The sequence below is a fragment of the Massilia agrisoli genome, assembly GCF_020831365.1.
In the GTDB taxonomy this organism is placed as follows: Bacteria; Pseudomonadota; Gammaproteobacteria; order Burkholderiales; family Burkholderiaceae_D; genus Telluria_A; species Telluria_A agrisoli.
This window is the reverse complement of the sequence record NZ_JAJHPV010000013.1, coordinates 179,244-198,831: the sequence shown is the minus strand read 5'-3', so window position 1 is coordinate 198,831 and position 19,588 is coordinate 179,244. Positions and strand designations below refer to the sequence as shown.

The window sequence follows — 19,588 nt, the reverse complement described above, 5'->3', positions numbered from 1 at the left end:
AGCAGGGATTCCCTGCTGTTTCGCTTTTGATTGAAAGAACTTAAATGATCAAATCCCGCATCGCGCACCTCGGCCTCGTCATGGCCGCTCTCGGTTTTACCGCTGCAACCCCAGTCATCGGACTGTCGACCGCCCATGCTGCTGAAGCTGTACGCGCGGAAATCGGCACCCCTCTGCAAAACGCGCAGAAGCTGATGAAGTCGGGCAAGAACAAAGAAGCGCTGGCTGAACTGCGCAAGGCCGACAACGTCGGCAACAAGACCGCCAACGAGTCCTACCTGATCGAGCGCGTGCGCGCTGCTGCCGCTTCGGCTGCCGGCGACTACGACACCGCGGCCCGCTCGTTCGAAAACCTGATCGCTTCGGGCAAGCTTGGCGCAGCTGAAAAAGCCCAGTTCTCCGAAGGCCTGATCGGCATCTACATGCGTGCGCGCGAATTCGGCAAAGCCAACGCCGCGATCGAACGCCAGCTGAAGGACCGCAACGATCCGAAGCTGCGCGCCTACCTGATCCAGAACTACTTCGCGATGGGCAAGACTGGCGAAGCGACCCGCCTGCTCCAGGCCGACCTGCAAGCGGACGAAAAAGCCGGCCGCCGTCCACAGGAAGACCAGCTGCAGATGCTGTCGAACATCCAGAACAAGTCTGGCGACAAGAACGGCTACATCAACACCGTTGAAAAGCTGGCGACCTACTACCCGAAGGAAAGCTACTGGCTGATCCTGCTGAACCGCATCTCGGGCAAGCCAGGCTTCTCCTCGCGCCTGTCGGTTGACGTGCTGCGCCTGCGCATGCACCACAACATGCTCAAGAAGCCGAACGACTACATGGAACTGGCCCAGCTGGTCCTGCGTGACGGCGCTGCCGGCGAAGCGGTCAAGATCATCAACCGCGGCTACAAGGAAGGCATCCTGGGCGTCGGCCCTGATGCTGCGCGTCACCAGCGCCTGAAGGACCTGGCCGAGAAGAACCTGGCCGAGACCAAGACCAAGGCAGCCGCGAACGAAGCGGACCTGGTCAAGACTGGCGACAAAGACGGCCTGGTAGCGCTCGGCTACGCGCTGGTCAGCGCTGGCGACACGGCCAAGGGCATCGCGATGATGGAAGCTGCGATCAAAGGTGGCGGCCTGAAGCGTCCTGACGACGCCAAGCTGCGCCTGGGCCAGGCATACGCCATGGCTGGCAACAAGTCGAAGGCTGTCTCCACGCTGCGCACGGTAGGCGGCAAGGACGGCACGGCCGAAATCGCCCGCTACACGATCATGTCGCTGTAACAGCGCGAAATACGCCAAAGAAGGCGCTGCCAGCGAAAGCCGGCAGCGCCTTTTTCTTTATCGCTATCGAACTTCAAAAGAATCTGGGCTCCGTCCGCGTGGACGGACCCGAACTGCAGGGGCGTGACTGGCCGAAATACCCGGACGCCTCGTAGGGCGGACAAGGGCGCAGCCCGCCTCCGCGCAACGCCGCCGCTTGCAGATCCATGACGCGGTGCCTGTCCCCGCCGACGGATCCCGAAGGGCGGGCGCCGGTATGCCGGAAAAGGACAAAAACCCGCCATCGGCCACGCCCGCGAGTCGCGCGGAAGCGGCCCTACCCTCCCTATACCGTGTGCAACACGCAACTTGACCGTATAATCCACTATTTAGCAGCAGATTTTCCGGCCACAAATCCTATGAAGGTTTTTCGGGGACTTCCCAACGACAGGGCACGCGCGCCTTGTGCACTCACGATCGGCAACTTTGACGGTGTCCACCTGGGCCACCAGGCATTGTTGGCGCGCGTGCGCGCAGCCGCGTCCCGCCTCGGCATCGAAGCGGCCGTCATGACCTTCGAGCCGCACCCGCGCGAATTCTTCGCTGAACGCATGGGCGACCCGTCCAGGGCCCCGAAACGCATCGCCAACCTGCGCGACAAGCTCGAGTCGCTCGCCGCCGCCGGCATCGACCGCGTCATCGTCGAACACTTCAACGAGCACTTCGCCTCCATCGCGCCCGAGGACTTCACCCAGCGCGTGCTGGCCGAAGGCCTGCACGTCAAATGGCTGATGGTCGGCGAAGACTTCTGCTACGGCGCCAAACGCGCCGGCAACGTGGCGATGCTGAAGGAAGCGGGCCAGCGCCACGGCTTTGAAGTCGAGACCCTGCCCACCGTGATGCACGGCGAACGGCGCATCTCCTCGTCCGCCGTGCGCAGCGCGCTGGCCGAGGGCGACCTGGCCACCGCGCGCGCCTTGCTCGGCCACTCGTACTACATCTCGGGCCATGTCATCCATGGCCAGAAGCTGGGCCGCACCCTTGGCTTCCCGACCCTGAACCTGCGCGTGGCGCACCGCCCTGCCCTGTCGGGCATCTTCGTCGTGCAGGTCCACGGCCTCGGCCCGCAACCGCTGCCCGCAGTGGCCAGCATGGGCGTGCGCCCAACCGTCGATGACAGCGGCCGCGTGCTGCTCGAGGTGCACCTGTTCGACTACGCCGAGTCCTGCTACGGCAAACTGGTACGGGTTGAGTTCCTCGAAAAAATCCGTGACGAGGAAAAGTACGACGACCTCGACACCCTGACAGCCGCCATCGCGCGCGACTCCTGCCAGGCGCGCGACTATTTCGCGCAGCGCGCCGGCGCCCTCACCGCCACCGACCGAATTTGACCGGGACGACCATGCCGCGCCGCGGCACGCCTCATTCCGAAAAACCAGATACACACGATTGAAGAAAAATATGTCCGATACCAGCAAACCAGCAGACCAGCAAAAAGCCCAGCAAGCCCCGAAAGGCGCCAAGAAACCGGAAAGCAAATACCCGGTCAACATGACCGACACCCCGTTCCCGATGCGCGGCGACCTCGCCAAGCGCGAGCCGGGCTGGGTCCAGCAGTGGCAGGCCAAGAAGGTCTACGAGCGCGTTCGCAAGGCCGCAAAGGGCCGCCCGATGTTCGTGCTGCACGACGGTCCTCCGTACGCCAACGGCGACATCCACCTCGGCCACGCGGTCAACAAGATTTTGAAGGACATGGTGGTCAAGTCGCGCACCATCGCCGGCTTCGACGCGCCTTACGTGCCGGGCTGGGACTGCCACGGCATGCCGATCGAGATCCAGATCGAGAAACAGTACGGCAAAAACCTGCCAACCGCCGAAGTGCTGACCAAGGCGCGCGCTTACGCGACCGAGCAGGTCGAGCGCCAGAAGAAGGACTTCATCCGCCTGGGCGTGCTGGGCGAGTGGGACAACCCATACCTGACGATGGCCTACCGTAACGAAGCGGACGAACTGCGCTCGCTCGGCAAGATGCTCGACAAAGGCTACGTCTACCGCGGCCTGAAGCCGGTCAACTGGTGCTTCGACTGCGGCTCCGCGCTGGCAGAAGCCGAAGTCGAATACCAGGACAAGCGCGACCCGGCCATCGACGTCGGCTTCCCGTTTGCCGAGCCTGAAAAGCTCGCGGCCGCCTTCGGCCTGCCCGCCCTGCCCGCGGGCGACGGCTTCATCGTCATCTGGACCACCACGCCATGGACCATCCCGTCCAACCAGGCGCTCAACGTCAATCCTGAAATCACCTACGCGCTGGTCGAAACCAGCCGCGATGGCAAGCCGCTGCTGCTGATCCTGGCGCGAGACCTGGTCGAAGCCTGCCTGACACGCTACAAGCTCGAAGGCAAAGTGGTCGCAACCACTACTGGCGAAAAACTGGGCGGCATCGAGTTCAAGCACCCGCTGCATGCAGCCGACGCCTTCTTCGACCGCCGCTCGCCGCTGTACCTGGCCGATTACGTCACCACCGAGAGCGGCACCGGCGTCGTGCACTCTGCGCCTGCCTACGGCCTTGACGACTTCATCTCGTGCAAGGAGCACGGCATGAAGGACGACGAAATCCTGACCCCGGTGATGGGCGACGGCCGCTTCGCATCGACCCTGCCGCTGTTTGGCGGCATGACGATCTGGGAAGCCTCCAAGCCGATCTGCACCGCGCTGACCGAGGCGGGCGCCCTGTTCGAACTGAAGATGTTCGACCACAGCTACATGCACTGCTGGCGCCACAAGACCCCGATCGTCTACCGCGCCACCTCGCAGTGGTTCGCCGGCATGGACATCAAGCCGAAGGACGGCGGCGCCACCTTGCGCGAGACGGCGCTCAAAGGCATCTCCGAGACCCAGTTCTTCCCTGACTGGGGCCAGGCGCGCCTGCACGGCATGATCGCCAACCGTCCTGACTGGACCCTGTCGCGCCAGCGCCAGTGGGGCGTGCCGATGGCCTTCTTCATCCACAAGGAGACCGGCGAGCTGCACCCGAACACCCCTGAACTGCTGGAGAAGGTCGCCCAGCTGATCGAAAAGGAAGGCATCGACGCCTGGCTGAAAGTGGAGCCGGCCGACTTCCTCGGCGACGACGCGGCCATGTACATCAAGAACAAGGACACGCTCGACGTCTGGTTCGACTCCGGTACCACGCACCAGACGGTGCTGCGCGGCTCGCACGGCGCCCAGTCCCACTTCCCGGCCGACCTGTACCTCGAAGGCTCTGACCAGCACCGCGGCTGGTTCCACTCGTCGTTGCTGACGTCCTCGATGCTCAATGGCCAGCCGCCGTACAAGGCGCTGCTGACGCACGGCTTTACCGTCGACGCCGAGGGCAAGAAGATGTCCAAGTCGCTCGGTAACACGCTGGCGCCGCAAAAGATCTCCGATACGCTCGGCGCCGACATCCTGCGCCTGTGGGTCGCCTCGACCGACTACACCGGCGAGCTGTCGATCAGCGACGAGATCCTCAAGCGCGTGACTGAATCGTACCGCCGCATCCGCAACACGCTGCGCTTCCTGCTGGCGAACACTTCGGACTTCGACCCGGTCAGGAACGCAGTAAAGGTGTCCGACCTGCTCGAAATCGACCGCTACGCGCTGGCCAGCATGGCGACGCTGCAGGCCGACATCGGCAAGCACTACGAATCGTTCGAGTTCCATCCTGTCGTTTCGCGCCTGCAGAACTACTGCTCGGAAGACCTGGGCGGCTTCTACCTCGACATCCTGAAGGATCGCCTGTACACCACGGCCATCGATTCGCATGCGCGCCGCTCGGCGCAGACCGCGCTGTGGCACATCACGCAAAGCCTGCTGCGCCTGATGGCCCCGATGCTGTCGTTCACCGCCGAAGAGGCATGGGCAGTGTTCGCAGGCGAGCAGGCCTACAAGGACAGCGACGAGACCATCTTCACGCAGACCTACTGGGCGCTGCCGGAAGTGCTTGATGCCGCAACCCTGCTGGCCAAGTACGCCCTTCTTCGCGAAGTGCGCGCCGAAGTGACCAAGCAGCTCGAAGAAGTACGCGGCTCGGGCGCCATCGGCTCGTCGCTGCAGGCCGAACTGGCGATCAAGGCGTCGGGCGACAAGTACAAGGCGCTGGCCAGCCTGGACGATGACCTCAAGTTCGTGTTCATCACCTCCAGCGCCACCACCGAGGAAGTCGCGAGCGAAGCTGATGAAGCGGTGGCGGTGGCGGCGTCAAGCGCGCCGAAGTGCGAGCGCTGCTGGCACTACCGCCCTGATGTCGGCACCCACGCCGAGCACGCGGGCCTGTGCGGCCGCTGCTACAGCAACCTGTTCGGCAGCGGCGAAAAACGCGCCTTCGCATAAACCATTTACCTGATCACCAATGGCAACTAAAAAATCGACGTTCTCCGCCTCCGCGAAAGCGCGCTCCAGCCTCACCCCGTGGCTGGGCATCGCAGCGATCGTGATCCTGCTCGACCAGATCACCAAGATCACGGTCGAACGGCTGTTCGTGTATGGCGAAGAACGGGTGGTCACATCGTTCTTCAACCTGGTGCTGGCGTATAACCGCGGCGCGGCCTTCAGCTTCCTGTCCAACGAAAGCGGCTGGCAGCGCTACTTCTTCACGGCGATCGGCATCATTGCGGTGGTGTTCATCATCACCCAGCTGCGCAAGAACGCCGGCCAGCGCATGTTCTGCTGGGCGATGGCGCTGATCATGGGCGGCGCCATCGGCAACGTGATCGACCGACTGGCCTATGGCCACGTGATCGACTTCCTCGACTTCCACTTCGGCAGCCTGGGCCACTTCCCGGCGTTTAACATCGCCGACAGCGCGATCTTCATCGGCGCGGTGCTGTTCATCTACGACGAACTGCGGCGCGTGAACAAGAACTAATCAAAGGGGCGGCACATGACGATGGACCTGAAGGGTAAAAAAATCGTCCTCGGCCTGTCCGGCGGGGTAGCGTGCTACAAGGCGGCGGAACTGTGCCGGTCGCTGACCAAAGAAGGCGCCTCGGTGCAGGTCGTGATGACCGACGCCGCGACGCACTTCATCACCGCGGTCACGATGCAGGCTCTTTCGGGTAACACGGTCTGGACCGACCAGTGGGACCCGCGCATGGCCAACAACATGGCCCACATCGACCTCACCCGCGACGCGGACGCGATCCTGATCGCCCCGTGTTCGGCCGACTTCATCCGCAAGCTGGCCCAGGGCGTGTGCGACGACCTGCTCTCGACCATGTGCCTGGCGCGACCGCGCCGCCTGCCGCTGCTGGTGGCGCCCGCGATGAATGTCGAGATGTGGGAAAACCCTGCAACCCAGCGCAACGTGCGCCAGCTGGAGCAGGATGGCGCCTGCATCTTCGGCCCTGCGGCCGGCGAACAGGCCTGCGGCGAAGTGGGCTTCGGCCGCATGCTGGAGCCGGTGGAGCTGCTTGAAGAACTGGTCGCCTCGTTCCAGCCGAAGGTATTGGCCGGCAAGCGCGTGCTGCTGACTGCAGGTCCGACGTTTGAAGCGATCGACCCGGTGCGCGGCATCACCAACCTCTCATCCGGCAAGATGGGGTACGCGATTGCGCGTGCCGCCCGTGAAGCGGGCGCCGAAGTAACCCTGGTCTCCGGCCCTACCACCCTGCCGACGCCGCACGGCGTGCGCCGCATCGACGTCAAGAGCGCGGCCCAGATGTATGACGCCGTGATGGCGGCCGTCGGCGGCCAGCACGTCTTCATCGGCGTGGCCGCCGTCGCCGACTGGCGGGTCACCAACGCCAGCGACCAGAAAATGAAGAAGCAGGACGACGGCGCGGCCCCCAACCTGCAGTTCGAGCAAAACCCCGACATCCTCGCCTCGGTCGCGTCGACCACCTCGATCTCCGGCTGGCCGTACTGCGTGGGCTTTGCGGCCGAATCGGAGAACCTGGTCGAATACGGCGCCGTCAAGCGCGAGAAAAAAGGCATTCCTCTGTTGGTGGGCAATATCGGCCACCACACGTTCGGGCAGGATGACAATACGATCGTGCTGTTCGACGAGAGCGGCCACACCGTGCTGCCGCGCGCAGACAAGCTCACGCTGGCGCGCCAGCTGATTTCAGAAATCGCAAAGCGCATCGAGAAGCGCTCCCTGCTCACATAACAGAACCACTAATGAAAACAATCGACGTCAAGATCCTCGACCCACGCATGAAAGACCAGATGCCGGCGTACGCAACGCCAGGCAGCGCGGGGCTGGACCTGCGCGCATGCATCGACGAAGCCATCACCATCGAGCCCGGCCAGGCCATCCTGGTGCCAACCGGCCTTGCCATCCACGTGGGCGACCCAGGCTACGCGGCGATGATCCTCCCGCGCAGCGGCATGGGTCATAAGAACGGCATCGTTTTGGGGAATCTGGTAGGCTTAATTGATTCTGACTATCAGGGACAACTGATGGTATCGACATGGAACCGCAGCCAGGCCGCCTTCCCGCTCAACCCGATGGAGCGGCTCGCGCAGCTGATCATCGTGCCGGTACTGCAGGTTGGCTTTAACGTCGTTGAAGATTTTGATGCGAGTGAACGCGGTGCCGGCGGTTTCGGAAGCACCGGAAAACAATAATAAGTGAGGACTACCATGACCCGTTTCGTCGGTCACAGCCCGGCATTGCTGGGCATATCGTTAGCATTACTCCTGTCGGCATGCGGCACCATCCAGCCGACAGCACCTGCCTTCCCTGTCAAGCCGGGACCTGCCGCGCAAGAAGACCAGCGCCCGGTCATCACGCCGCGCATGGCCGCGGCAGCACAGACCCTGACCAAAATGGCGGCCCTGCAGGACCGCCTGTACCGGGTGGCTGCGCCGCTGTTGATCAACAACGCGCCCCTGTGCAAAAACCAGGCGCGCAACCTGCTCGGCTTCACCGCCAAGAACCGCTACTCCTACCCTGGCGAATACAACGAAGCCGCGCATCTTGCGCTCGGCATGAACGACCGCCTGCAAGTGACCGGCGTACTGGCCGGCAGCGGCGCGGCAAGAGCGGGCCTGGAGATTGGCGACCGCCTGATTTCGGCGGGCGGCAAGCCGCTGCCGACCGGGGCGAATGCATCGACCCTGGCCGGCGGGGTGTTCGGACCGCTGGTGCGCAGCCAGTCCACGCTGCCGTTCGTGGTTGAACGGGACCAGAAGCAGAAGCAGCTGTCGATTCCCGTCACGCGCGCTTGCGGCTTCGGCGTCGAACTCGGGAACTCGGACAACATCAACTCGTACGCGGACGGATCGCGCGTGATGGTCACGCGCGGGATGATCAACTTCGTCGAAGCCGACGAAGAACTGGCTTACCTGATGGCCAAGGGCATGGCGCATAACATGCTGGGCCATGCGTCGTCGCAGCGTAACGCCAGTACGATCGGCAGCATCATCGACAATTTGATGAGCACCCGCCCTGACACGTCGGTAACGATCGGCAGCGGCGGCATCAAGGCGATGCCGCAGGAGCTGGACGGCGCGGCCGACAACCTGGCGTTGTACCTGCTGGCGCGCGCTGGTTACCGGATTGAAGGTGCGACGGAGTTCTGGAAGCGCCTGGCGTCGACTTACCCGGCGTCGGTGCTGAACGGGTATGTCGCGAACCACCCGGCAACCGCTTACCGGATCGCCGTGATCGAGAAGACGATTGCCGACATCAAGGCCAAGAAGGCCGCCGGCAAACCCCTGGTGCCGTAGAGGCTGGCCACGTCATTCCCCGGGCTCGGCGCCCCCCGTCGCGTGAACCCATGCTGAGCGATTCCTGATGCTGCCTATCGGTTCCCGCCTTCGCGGGAACGACGAGTGGCTTAGCTGGGGAAATCCGGGAAAAACACCGCCATCACGTAGGTCAGTACGCCCAGCATCGCCACGGTCGCGACCAGCACCAGCAGTAAACGACCGAACTTCGGCGAGCCGTCGTCTTTTCTTTTATGATTGTCCATCTTCCCATTTGCTCCTTAGTCCTGGAGCACACAGTATATTCGAACGATGGACAGCATAGACCTCGAAGTCCTTAAGACCGCAGCAGGCTGGATCGGCGCCGGCCACCGCTGTGAGCTCATCACCGTCATCAAAACCTGGGGCTCCAGCCCGCGCCCGATCGGCGCCACGCTCGCCATCTGTGACGACGGCCGCGTGGTCGGCTCGGTGTCGGGCGGCTGCATCGAGGACGACCTGATCGAGCGCGTGCGCCAGCATGGCATCACGCGCACCCTGCCCGAGATCGTCAGCTATGGCATCACCGCCGACGAGGCCCACCGTTTCGGCCTGCCCTGCGGCGGCACCATCGAGCTGGCAATCGAACCCTTGTCCTGCGCCGGCACCATCATCGAACTGCTGGAGCGCCTCGAGCGCCACGAACTGGTGGCGCGCAACCTCAACCTGCAAACCGGCGAAGTCACGCTGACGCCTGCCGCCGCCGGCGCCGCTCAGCAGATTGCCGACGGCGTGCTGACCACCATCCACGGCCCGCGCTGGCGCCTGTTTATCATCGGCGCGGGGCAGCTGTCGCGCTTCCTGGCGCAGGTGGCTACCGCAATGGATTACTACGTTACGGTATGCGACCCGCGCGAAGAATACCGGGCCGGCTGGCAGCTCCCCGGCGTGCAGCTGGTGCACGCCATGCCCGACGACCTGGTGATCGAAGCGCGGCTCGACCACCGCAGCGCCGTTGTCGCACTCACCCACGATCCGAAGCTCGACGACCTGGCCCTGATGGAAGCACTGAAATCGGACGCCTTCTACGTCGGCGCGATCGGCTCGCGCGTGAACAATGCGAAGCGGCGCGAGCGCCTGAAAGAATTCGACCTGACCGACGAACAGCTGGCGCGCCTGCACGGTCCGATCGGGATTTACATCGGCAGCAAGACGCCGGCGGAGATCGCCATTTCGATCCTGGCCGAACTCACCGCAATCAAGAACGGCGTGCCGCAGCAGTTGCGGGTGAAGCACGCGGACGGCCAGGCCTGATTCGAAAGCAAGAACCGGCTAGCAGGCCACTGCGCGAACGCAGGACAATAACCATTTAAGAATTGGGACCGCCTGAATGAACACCGCCAATATGCTCCGCCTCGTGCTGCTTGCAGCGATCTGGGGCAGCTCCTTCCTGTTCATGCGCATCGCCGCGCCGGTGCTCGGGCCTGCGGTGCTGATCGAATACCGGGTTGGCTTCGCGGCCGTGTTCCTCGCCATCGTCGGCGCTATCCTGAAAAAGAAGCTCGACCTGCGCGCCAACTGGAAGCACTACCTGGTCCTCGGCCTGCTCAATTCCGCGTTTCCGTTTTTGCTGTTCGCGTTCGCGGCGCGCACGCTGTCGGCATCCGTGCTGTCGGTGCTGAACGCCACCGCGCCCATGTGGGGCGCGCTGATCGGCGCACTGTGGTCGCGCCAGGCGATCACGGGCCGCAGCGCGCTGGGCCTCATCCTCGGCACCGCAGGCGTGGCGCTGCTGGTCGGCTTCGACCAGGTCACTTCGCGTCCGGGCGCGGGCATCGCCATTGTTGCGGCGCTGGTGGCGGCAGTCAGCTACAGCATCGCCAGCGCCTATGCGAAGACGGCCAAGAGTGTCGAGCCGTTCGCCAACGCGCATGGCAGCATGTGGGCGGCGACGCTGCTCGTCATTCCGGTGCTGCCGTTCTTCCCGGCGCCTGCCGAACCGACCATTGGCATCATGGGCGCGGCGCTCGCGCTGGGCATTCTCTGCAGCGGCATCGCCTACATCCTGTACTTTAAACTGATCCAGGATGTCGGCCCGACCTCGGCGCTCACCGTCACCTTCCTCAACCCACTGTTCGGCATCCTGTGGGGCGCGCTGTTCCTCGGCGAAGTGGTTGGCTGGCACACGGTCTTGGGCGCCGCGATCGTCATCACGGGAACCGCCCTGGTGACCGGCTTCCGCCCGGCCTTCCTGAGCCGTGCTATCGTGCCGCTTTCCGCAAAAAGCAAGTAAGGCACACCTTTGCAGCAGAGATCGATCACCCTTCCGGATGGCTACCGCAGCAGCGACGTCGTCGCGTTCCATGGACGCGATACGGAAGGCGTGGCCGAGCAGGTCACGCCGGAGCGTATCCGCAAAGGTATTGTGCTCGACGGGATTCCGGTGGCGCTCGACATCGCGCTGTCCACCAGCGAGGCGCGTATCCGCATCGATGCCGACGCCGCGCTGACGCCGCGCGCAAACGCGCTGCTCGACGACGCGCTGCTCAATATCCTGGGGCTTCGCATCGATCCCGCGCCGTTCCTGGCCGCGGCCGCAAACGATCCGCTGCTGGGAGACGCCGTCCGCGCCAATGCGGGCCTGCGCATCGTGCAGTCCGCAACGATCTTTGAAGCCCTCACCTGGGCGGTCATCGGCCAGCAGATCAACCTGAGTTTCGCCATCGCGTTGCGCCGCACCTTTATCCTGCAGGCCGGCCGCCAGCATGGCAGCGGCTTGTGGTGCTATCCCGAAGCGGACGATGTGGCCAGGCTGTCAGTGGAAGACCTCACCACGCGCAAGTTCTCGCGCTCGAAGGCAGAGACGCTGCTGCGCCTTGCACAGCTGGTCGACAGCGGTTCGCTCTCGCTTGAGCGCAGCGACGACATCGAGGCCGCCAGCGCCGCGCTTCTCGCGGTCAAAGGCATCGGTCCCTGGACGGTCAACTACGCCCTCTTGCGCGGCTACGGCTACCCCGACTGCTCGCTGCATGGCGATGTCGCGATCCGCGCGGCCTTGCAGCGCTTGCTGGGTGAGGAGGCAAAGCCGGACATGGCGCGCACCGAGGCGCTGCTGGCCCAATACAAGCCACACCGCACGATGGCGGCGGCCCATCTCTGGGCGACGCTGGCTTCGCAGACCCGGAAATGAAAAAGCCGTTGATCTTTGGCAAGATTCAACGGCTTTAGAATTTGGTTGCGGGGACAGGATTTGAACCTGTGACCTTCGGGTTATGAGCCCGACGAGCTGCCAGACTGCTCCACCCCGCGTCTGTGCAATCATTATAGGGGAGTTTGCCTTTTTAGGCAATATCAATCCGAATAAGATGTGCGATAGCAGCACGCAGGCAGGAATCCGGCCTGGTACGGGTAACGGCACAGCGGGCGCAATCGGTGTAAAGTAAGCGAAATACCATTATTCCAAGCGACCATGAAATTTTGTTCCGAGTGTGCCCACCCTGTCGACCTGCGCGTTCCCGAGGGAGACAACCGGCCACGCTACGTGTGTGTGCAATGCGAAGCCATCCATTACCAGAACCCGAAACTGGTGGTCGGATCGATCCCGGTCTGGGAAAAAGACGGCGAGCTGAAAGTGCTCTTGTGCAAACGCGCAATCGAGCCGCGCTATGGCTACTGGACCTTGCCCGCCGGATTCATGGAAAACGAGGAAACCACCGCCCAGGCCGCCATCCGCGAGACCGAGGAAGAAGCCGGCGCCAATGTCGAACTGGGTGAGCTGTTCACCCTGCTAAATGTTGCCCAAGTTCACCAAGTGCACTTGTTTTACGTTGCCCGCCTGCTTGACCTCGACTATGCGGCCGGCGTCGAGAGCCTCGACGTGCAGCTGTTCGCCGAGAACGAGATTCCCTGGGACGACCTGGCCTTCCCCACTGTGCGCACGACCTTGGAACTGTTCTTCGCCGACCGCGTCAAAATGCGTGAGGGGGGCAGCTATGGTTTCCATAGCCGCGACCTTGTGCGCTCAATGCGCATGTCCAGCGACGCCGGTTAAACTCTCATCATGATTCCGTGGCTTGAAACGACGACGCCGTTCCCCGACGTATCCGAGGCGCTGACCATCGATGCGCCCGGCCTGCTTGCGGCCGGCGCCGACCTGTCGCCGCGCCGCCTGCTGGCCGCTTACCGAAACGGCATCTTCCCGTGGTTTTCCGAAGGCCAGCCCATCCTCTGGTGGTCGACCGACCCGCGCATGGTGCTGCACACCGACCGCTTCCGCATCAGCGACAGCCTGCGCAAGACATTGCGCCGTGTCGAGCGCAGCCGGGTTGAGGGAGGCCGCTGGCAGGTCACCTTCGACACCTCGTTCGAACAGGTGATGCGCGCCTGCGCCGCCCCCCGCAAGGATGGCCCTGGCACCTGGATCTCCGAGGAGATCATCAGCGGCTATACCGGCCTGCACGCGCTCGGCCACGCCCACTCGTCCGAACTGTGGCTCGATGGTGAACTGGTCGGCGGCGCCTACGGCGTCTGCATCGGCCGCATGTTCTACGGCGAGTCGATGTTCGCGCGCGTGACCGACGCGTCCAAGATCGCCCTGGCCTACCTGGTGGCCTTCCTACGCAGCGAAGGCGTGCGCATGGTCGACTGCCAGCAGGAGACCGGCCACCTGGCCTCGCTCGGGGCGGCGCCGATCCCGCGCGCCGCCTTCCTCGACCACCTGCGCGGCGCGATCGGCCAGGACGAAATCGACCACTGGGAACCGGTGCCGCCTTTACCGGACGCGCGCTAGACCTGGCAAACTTTCGCTACAATAGAATCAGGTAAACCACTCGGGACCGAAAGCATTCGCATGACGCACCTGAACGACCTGCCCTTCGCCACGCTGCAGTTCTACACGACCGCGCCGTACCCGTGCAGCTACCTCGACGCGCGGCACGCCCGGTCGCAGGTCGCCACCCCGTCCCACCTGATCAACGCCGACGTCTATTCCGAGCTGGTCAAAAACGGCTTTCGCCGCAGCGGCATCTTCACCTACCGCCCCTACTGCGACGGTTGCCATGCCTGCATCCCGGTGCGCGTCAAGGCCGAGGAATTCACCCCCAGCCGTGGCCAGCGCCGCGCATGGGCGCGCCACTCGCCGCTGGTCGCCAGCGTCGCCAACCTCAGCTTCTCGGACGAGCACTACGCGCTCTACCTGCGCTACCAGACCACCCGCCACCCCGGCGGCGGCATGGACCAGGACAGCCGCGACCAGTACGCCCAGTTCCTGCTGCAAAGCCGGGTCAACACGCGGCTGGTGGAATTCCGCGAGCCCGACGGCGTGCTGCGCATGGTGTCCATCATCGACGTACTGTCCGACGGGCTGTCGTCGGTCTACACCTTCTTCGACCCGGACGTGCCGGGCGCCTCGTTCGGCACCTACAACGTGATGTGGCAGATCGGCCAGGCGCGCGAGCTCGGCCTGCCGCACGTCTACCTCGGCTACTGGATCGAACAGAGCCCCAAGATGGCCTACAAAATCAACTTCCGCCCGCTGGAAGCGCGCATCAACGGCGCCTGGAGCCTGCTCGACCGATAGGCGGCGCCGCCCGCACACGGTAAAATGAGCGGTCTGTCCAACCTGAGCACCCCATGTCCGAAAAACTGCTGTACGCGCTTGCCCGTCCGATACTCTTCGCAATGGACGCCGAATCGGCGCACAACCTGACCTTGCCGGCCCTGCGCCGCGCCGCCAGCCTCGGCCTCACCGGCGCGATCCGCAAGCCGGCTCCCGACCCGCGCACCGTCATGGGCATCACTTTCCCCAACCCCGTCGGCCTGGCCGCGGGCCTGGACAAGGACGGCGCCTACATCGACGGCCTCGCAGCGCTTGGCTTCGGCTTCATCGAAGTGGGCACGGTCACGCCGCGTGCGCAGGCAGGCAATCCAAAGCCGCGCATGTTCCGCATCCCGGCCAAACAAGCCATCATCAACCGGATGGGCTTCAACAACGGCGGCGTGGACGCGTTTGTCGCCAACGTCCAGGCATCGCGCTTCTACCAGAACAAGGAAGGCGTACTCGGACTGAACATCGGTAAAAACGCCGACACGCCGATCGAACGCGCCGCCGACGACTACCTGATCTGCCTCGAAAAAGTGTATCCGTACGCGAGCTACGTGACGGTCAACATCTCGTCGCCGAACACCAAGAACCTGCGCCAGCTGCAGGACGCGTCCGAACTCGACACCCTGCTCTCGCGCCTGAAGCAAGCGCAGTCGCGCCTGGCCGACCAGCACAAAAAGTACGTGCCGCTGACGCTCAAGATCGCACCCGACCTCGATGCGGACCAGATCACCAACATCGCGTCCGCCCTGCTGCGCCACAAGATCGACGGCGTCATCGCCACCAATACCACCACTAGCCGCCGCGAGGTCGAGAACGAACGTCACCATGAAGAAGCAGGCGGCCTGTCGGGGGCGCCGGTATTCCAGCAATCGACCATCATCGTGCGGGCGCTCAAGCGCGAACTGGGCGACGCGATCCCGATCATCGGCGTCGGCGGCATCATGCGCGGCGCTGACGCAAAGGCCAAGATGGAAGCCGGGGCATCGCTGGTGCAGCTGTACAGTGGCCTGATTTACGCCGGTCCGGCGCTGGTGCGCGACTGCGCGAATGCGGTCAGGGGAATCAAATGAAACGCGTGCGTCTCGGCCAAAGCCAGCTTGAGGTGTCCGGCATCTGCCTGGGCACGATGACCTTCGGCGAACAAAACAGCGAAGCCGAGGCGCACAGCCAGCTCGATTACGCGCTTGAGCGCGGCATCAACTTTATCGACACTGCCGAGATGTACCCGGTGATGCCGCGCGCGGCCACGCAGGGCTCGACCGAGCGCTTTATCGGATCGTGGCTGAAGAAAAGCGGCAAGCGCGACCAGGTCGTGCTGGCCACCAAGGTGGCGGGGCCGAATCCGGCGCTGCACTGGATCAGGGACGGCAAGAACAACCTCGACGCGGCCAATATCCGCGCGGCGGTGGACGCCAGCCTGCAGCGCCTGCAGACCGACTACATCGACCTGTACCAGATCCACTGGCCGAGCCGGAACGTGCCGGTGTTTGGCGCCACCGCGTTCGACCCTGCCAAGGAACGCGCTGGCGTGGCGATTGAAGACACGCTGGCGGCGCTGGCCGGGCTGATCGACGAGGGCAAGATCCGCAATGTGGGCGTGTCGAACGAAAGCTCGTGGGGCGTGTGCGAGTACGTCAAGCAGGCCGAGATGAAGGGGCTGCCCCGCATTGTGACGATCCAGAACCTGTACAACCTGACCGCGCGCGGTTTCGAGACCAGCCTGCTCGACGAGTCCTGCATGCGCGAGAACGTCAGCTTGCTCGCGTATAGCCCGCTGTCGTTCGGGCAGCTGAGCGGGAAGTACGTGGATAATCCGAAGGCGCATGGACGCCTGACGATCTTCCCGCCGAACTGGAGCCCGCGCTACCTGCGGCCGTCGGTACTGCAGGCGGTGAAAGAATATACCGGGCTGGCCCGCGCGAACGGCATGACGCCGGCGCAGATGGCGCTGGCGTGGTGTTATTCGCGGTGGTTCGTGGCGTCGACCATTATCGGAGCGACCACCCTGGAGCAGCTGAAGGAGAACATCGACGCGGCGCAGGTGACGTTGTCGGACGATGTGGTCGAAGCGATCAACGCGATCCACGCGCGCATCACCAACCCCGGCCAGTAAGCGAATATGTAGGGCGGAAGAGCGCGTAGCGCGTCATCCGCCGATTCCGCGCCTCAGATCGACGCGCCCTGGTCCACGAACACCTGCATGCGTTTCGGCTTCACCAGCAAAGTTTCGCCTTCCTTCAGCTGCAGCTGTGCGAACCGATCGTTCGGAATCACCGCCTCGATCAGCTGCGCATTATCTTCCCGCTCCAGGTCCAGCTGCGCCAGCGGCCCGATGGCATGCGCACGCCGCAGCTTGACCACAATCCCCTCCGCGCCCGCCACATAGCGGTCCACATCCAGGTCATGCGGCCTGACATACGCGATGCCCTGGCTGTCCTGCACCCCTGCGTGGTCCGGCACATCGAAGTTGACGCCGCCGCTGGCCAGCACGCCCTCATGCACGCGCCCGTGGAACAGGTTCACATTCCCGAGGAAGCTGTACACGAACGGCGACGCAGGATGGTTGTACACCGAGTCCGGCGTGCCAAGCTGCTCGACCGTCCCCTTGTTCATCAACACCACCTGGTCAGCTACTTCCAGTGCTTCTTCCTGGTCGTGCGTGACGAAGATACTGGTCACATGCAGCTCGTCGTGCAGGCGCCGCAGCCAGCGGCGCAGTTCCTTGCGCACCTTGGCGTCGAGCGCGCCGAAAGGCTCGTCCAGCAGCAGCACGCGCGGCTCGACAGCCAGCGCGCGCGCCAGCGCGATACGCTGCCGCTGGCCACCCGACAGCTGCGGCGGATAGCGGTCAGCCAGCCAGTCCAGCTGCACCAGTTCGAGAAGCTGCTTTACCTTCTGGCGGATCTGGTCTTCGCTCGGCCGCTCCTTGCGCGGCTTGACGCGCAAGCCGAAGGCGACGTTTTCAAACACGGTCATGTGCTTGAACAGCGCATAGTGCTGGAACACGAAGCCGACCTGGCGCTCGCGCACGTGGCGCGCAGAGGCGTCTTCTCCGTCGAGCAGCACCTGGCCGGAGTCCGGGTGCTCCAGCCCTGCGATAATGCGCAGCAGCGTGGTCTTGCCGCAGCCCGATGGGCCGAGCAGTGCAGTCAGTTCGCCTTGCGGGAACTGCAGCGAGACGTTATCGAGGGCGATGAACTCGCCAAAGCGTTTGTTGATGTTCCTGACTTCGATGGTCATTTCACTGCTCCAGGATGCGTGCTGCCGCGGTTTCGGTCGGCGTCGATTCGTGCAGGCGCCATTCGACGAAGGTCTTGATCGCCAGGGTCACCAGCGCCAGCAATGCCAGCAGCGAGGCGACGGCGAAAGCCGCGGTAAAGTTGTATTCGTTGTAGAGGATCTCGACGTGCAGCGGCATGGTGTTGGTCTCGCCGCGGATATGGCCCGACACCACCGACACCGCGCCAAACTCGCCCATTGCGCGCGCGTTGCACAGGATGACGCCGTACAGCAGGCCCCATTTGATGTTCGGCAGCGTCACGCGCCAGAACGTGGCCCAGCCAGAAGCGCCCAGCACCAGCGCGGCTTCTTCCTCCTCGTTGCCCTGCGCTTGCATCAGCGGGATCAGCTCGCGCGCCACAAACGGGAAGGTGATGAAGACCGTCGCCAGCACGATGCCCGGCACAGCGAACAGGATCTTGATGTCGTTTTCCATCAGCCAGGCGCCGAACCAGCCTTCTGCGCCGAACATCAGCACGTAGATCAGGCCTGCGATCACCGGCGAGACCGAGAACGGCAGGTCGATCAGCGTGAGCAGCACGTTCTTGCCGCGGAATTCGAACTTGGCGATCGACCATGCCGCGCAGACGCCGAATACAAGGTTCAGCGGCACCGATATGGCGGCCGCGATCAGGGTCAGCTTGATCGCCGAGATGGCGTCGGGGTCGACGATGGCGGCCGCGTATTCGTCCCAGCCTTTGCCGAGCGCCTGGACAAACACGGCAACCAGCGGCACGAACAGGAACAGCGTGAGGAATACCAGCGCGACGGCGATCAGCGAGCGCCGCACCCACGAGGGCTCGAATACGTTCGACGACGTCGGCAGCTCGCCGCGGCGTACTGCCACAGGCCTGGCGTCAGGGATCACGGCGCTCATTTCTTGCCTGCCCTTCTGCGCGTCCACGCCTGCAGCAGGTTAATCGACAACAGCAGCAGGAATGACGCGAGCAGCATCACCACCGCGATCGCGGTGGCGCCGGTGTAGTCGTACTGTTCGAGCTTGGTGATGATGAACAGCGGCGTAATCTCGGATACCAGCGGCAGGTTGCCGGCGATGAAGATCACCGAGCCATATTCTCCGGTGGCGCGTGCAAAGGCCAGCGCGAAGCCGGTCAGCAGCGCCGGCACGATGCTCGGGAAGACCACGCGCGCAAAGGTCTGGAACGACGAGGCGCCCAGGCTGGCGGCGGCTTCTTCCAGTTCGCGCTCGGCTTCTTCCAGCACCGGCTGCACGGTGCGCACCACGAACGGCAGGCCAATGAAGGTGAGCGCGACCACCACGCCAAGCGGCGTGAAAGCGACCTTGATGCCGACCTTTTCAAGGTACTGGCCGATCCAGCCATTGGACGAATACAGCGCGGTCAGCGTAATGCCGGCGACTGCGGTGGGCAGCGCGAACGGCAAGTCGACCAGCGCGTCGATGAAGCGCTTGCCCGGAAAGCGGTAGCGCACCAGCACCCAGGCGACGATGCCGCCGAAGATGACGTTGATGAAGGCGCCGATCAGCGAGGCGCCAAAGGTCAGGCGGTACGAGGCCATCACGCGTTCGGATGTAACGGCGCTCCAGAACGCTTCCCAGGTCATCGTGAAGGTTTTCAGGAACACCGCCGACAGCGGGATCAGGACGATCAGCGCGAGGTACAGGATGGTGAAGCCGAGCGTCAGGCCGAATCCGGGCATGACCCGGTATGGCGCGGCGCGCGGCGTGGTAATTGATACGGGCATTGCATCCCCTTGCTCACATAATGCAGATAAGGAACAATCGTCTCACGCAATGATCATA

The 19,588-nt window shown here is 63.9% G+C and carries 19 protein-coding genes and 1 tRNA gene; 15 read left to right on the top strand and 5 right to left on the bottom strand.

Features of this window, described 5'->3' with window-relative positions:
- Positions 1-44 precede the first annotated feature (44 nt).
- The 7 genes from LMJ30_RS09810 to LMJ30_RS09780 all read left to right on the top strand — a co-directional run bounded on the left by LMJ30_RS09810 (position 45) and on the right by LMJ30_RS09780 (position 8,963).
- Positions 45-1,274 (top strand): tetratricopeptide repeat protein, encoded by a 1,230-nt coding sequence (locus LMJ30_RS09810; RefSeq protein WP_229432166.1) that lies wholly within the window; start codon positions 45-47, stop codon positions 1,272-1,274.
- Positions 1,275-1,672: 398 nt separating this feature from the next.
- Positions 1,673-2,644, top strand: coding sequence for a bifunctional riboflavin kinase/FAD synthetase (locus LMJ30_RS09805; protein ID WP_229432165.1), 972 nt, complete (start codon positions 1,673-1,675; stop codon positions 2,642-2,644).
- A 70-nt stretch (positions 2,645-2,714) separates the two neighbouring features.
- Complete coding sequence (gene ileS / locus LMJ30_RS09800; protein ID WP_229432164.1) at positions 2,715-5,621, top strand: isoleucine--tRNA ligase; 2,907 nt, start codon at positions 2,715-2,717, stop codon at positions 5,619-5,621.
- 19 nt (positions 5,622-5,640) lie between these two features.
- Positions 5,641-6,156 (top strand): signal peptidase II, encoded by a 516-nt coding sequence (lspA, locus tag LMJ30_RS09795; protein ID WP_229432163.1) that lies wholly within the window; start codon positions 5,641-5,643, stop codon positions 6,154-6,156.
- 21 nt (positions 6,157-6,177) lie between these two features.
- Positions 6,178-7,398 (top strand): bifunctional phosphopantothenoylcysteine decarboxylase/phosphopantothenate--cysteine ligase CoaBC, encoded by a 1,221-nt coding sequence (gene coaBC / locus LMJ30_RS09790; RefSeq protein WP_229432992.1) that lies wholly within the window; start codon positions 6,178-6,180, stop codon positions 7,396-7,398.
- 11 nt (positions 7,399-7,409) lie between these two features.
- Positions 7,410-7,859: a dUTP diphosphatase gene (gene dut, locus LMJ30_RS09785; protein ID WP_229432162.1), complete on the top strand. Its 450-nt coding sequence runs from the start codon at positions 7,410-7,412 to the stop codon at positions 7,857-7,859.
- A 15-nt stretch (positions 7,860-7,874) separates the two neighbouring features.
- On the top strand, positions 7,875-8,963 hold the full coding sequence (locus LMJ30_RS09780) for a M48 family metallopeptidase (protein WP_229432161.1): 1,089 nt from the start codon (positions 7,875-7,877) through the stop codon (positions 8,961-8,963).
- Between the two features lie 110 nt (positions 8,964-9,073).
- On the opposite strand, the gene LMJ30_RS21665 is transcribed toward LMJ30_RS09780, so the two are convergent.
- On the bottom strand, positions 9,074-9,208 hold the full coding sequence (locus LMJ30_RS21665; protein ID WP_267869622.1) for a hypothetical protein: 135 nt from the start codon (positions 9,206-9,208) through the stop codon (positions 9,074-9,076).
- A 46-nt stretch (positions 9,209-9,254) separates the two neighbouring features.
- Between LMJ30_RS21665 and LMJ30_RS09775 the strand changes: the two genes are divergently transcribed.
- From LMJ30_RS09775 to LMJ30_RS09765, 3 genes are all read left to right on the top strand, one after another.
- Entirely contained in the window at positions 9,255-10,235 is a 981-nt protein-coding gene (locus LMJ30_RS09775) for an XdhC family protein (RefSeq protein WP_229432160.1), read from the top strand.
- 76 nt (positions 10,236-10,311) lie between these two features.
- The gene (locus tag LMJ30_RS09770; RefSeq protein ID WP_229432159.1) at positions 10,312-11,214 is read left to right on the top strand and encodes a DMT family transporter; all 903 of its coding nucleotides are present in this window, start codon (positions 10,312-10,314) and stop codon (positions 11,212-11,214) included.
- A gap of 9 nt (positions 11,215-11,223) precedes the next feature.
- A complete protein-coding gene (locus LMJ30_RS09765) occupies positions 11,224-12,111 on the top strand; it encodes a DNA-3-methyladenine glycosylase family protein (RefSeq protein ID WP_229432158.1) in 888 nt (295 codons plus the stop codon).
- Positions 12,112-12,153: 42 nt separating this feature from the next.
- Here LMJ30_RS09765 and LMJ30_RS09760 read toward each other — a convergent pair.
- Positions 12,154-12,230 (bottom strand) — tRNA-Met (locus tag LMJ30_RS09760).
- Between the two features lie 160 nt (positions 12,231-12,390).
- Here LMJ30_RS09760 and LMJ30_RS09755 point away from each other — a divergent pair.
- From LMJ30_RS09755 to LMJ30_RS09735, 5 genes are read left to right on the top strand one after another with little or no spacing between them, the layout of a single operon-like run.
- On the top strand, positions 12,391-12,972 hold the full coding sequence (locus LMJ30_RS09755) for an NUDIX hydrolase (RefSeq protein WP_229432157.1): 582 nt from the start codon (positions 12,391-12,393) through the stop codon (positions 12,970-12,972).
- A gap of 9 nt (positions 12,973-12,981) precedes the next feature.
- A complete protein-coding gene (aat, locus tag LMJ30_RS09750) occupies positions 12,982-13,710 on the top strand; it encodes a leucyl/phenylalanyl-tRNA--protein transferase (RefSeq protein WP_229432156.1) in 729 nt (242 codons plus the stop codon).
- 60 nt (positions 13,711-13,770) lie between these two features.
- Positions 13,771-14,499 (top strand): arginyltransferase, encoded by a 729-nt coding sequence (locus tag LMJ30_RS09745; protein ID WP_229432155.1) that lies wholly within the window; start codon positions 13,771-13,773, stop codon positions 14,497-14,499.
- Positions 14,500-14,552: 53 nt separating this feature from the next.
- Positions 14,553-15,596: a quinone-dependent dihydroorotate dehydrogenase gene (locus LMJ30_RS09740; RefSeq protein ID WP_229432154.1), complete on the top strand. Its 1,044-nt coding sequence runs from the start codon at positions 14,553-14,555 to the stop codon at positions 15,594-15,596.
- Positions 15,593-16,639, top strand: a complete 1,047-nt coding sequence (locus tag LMJ30_RS09735; protein ID WP_229432153.1) for an aldo/keto reductase — start codon at positions 15,593-15,595, stop codon at positions 16,637-16,639. Before LMJ30_RS09740 ends, LMJ30_RS09735 begins: the two co-directional genes overlap by 4 nt.
- 53 nt (positions 16,640-16,692) lie before the next feature.
- Here the strand turns inward: LMJ30_RS09735 and LMJ30_RS09730 are convergent, their stop codons facing one another.
- The 3 genes from LMJ30_RS09730 to cysT are packed head-to-tail and all read right to left on the bottom strand — an operon-like array spanning position 16,693 to position 19,530.
- Positions 16,693-17,766, bottom strand: a complete 1,074-nt coding sequence (locus tag LMJ30_RS09730) for a sulfate/molybdate ABC transporter ATP-binding protein (protein WP_229432152.1) — start codon at positions 17,764-17,766, stop codon at positions 16,693-16,695.
- Position 17,767: 1 nt separating this feature from the next.
- Positions 17,768-18,682: a sulfate ABC transporter permease subunit CysW gene (gene cysW / locus LMJ30_RS09725; RefSeq protein ID WP_229432151.1), complete on the bottom strand. Its 915-nt coding sequence runs from the start codon at positions 18,680-18,682 to the stop codon at positions 17,768-17,770.
- Entirely contained in the window at positions 18,679-19,530 is an 852-nt protein-coding gene (cysT, locus tag LMJ30_RS09720) for a sulfate ABC transporter permease subunit CysT (protein ID WP_229432150.1), read from the bottom strand. The genes cysW and cysT overlap by 4 nt, the downstream gene beginning before the upstream one ends.
- Between the last annotated feature and the right edge of the window lie 58 nt (positions 19,531-19,588).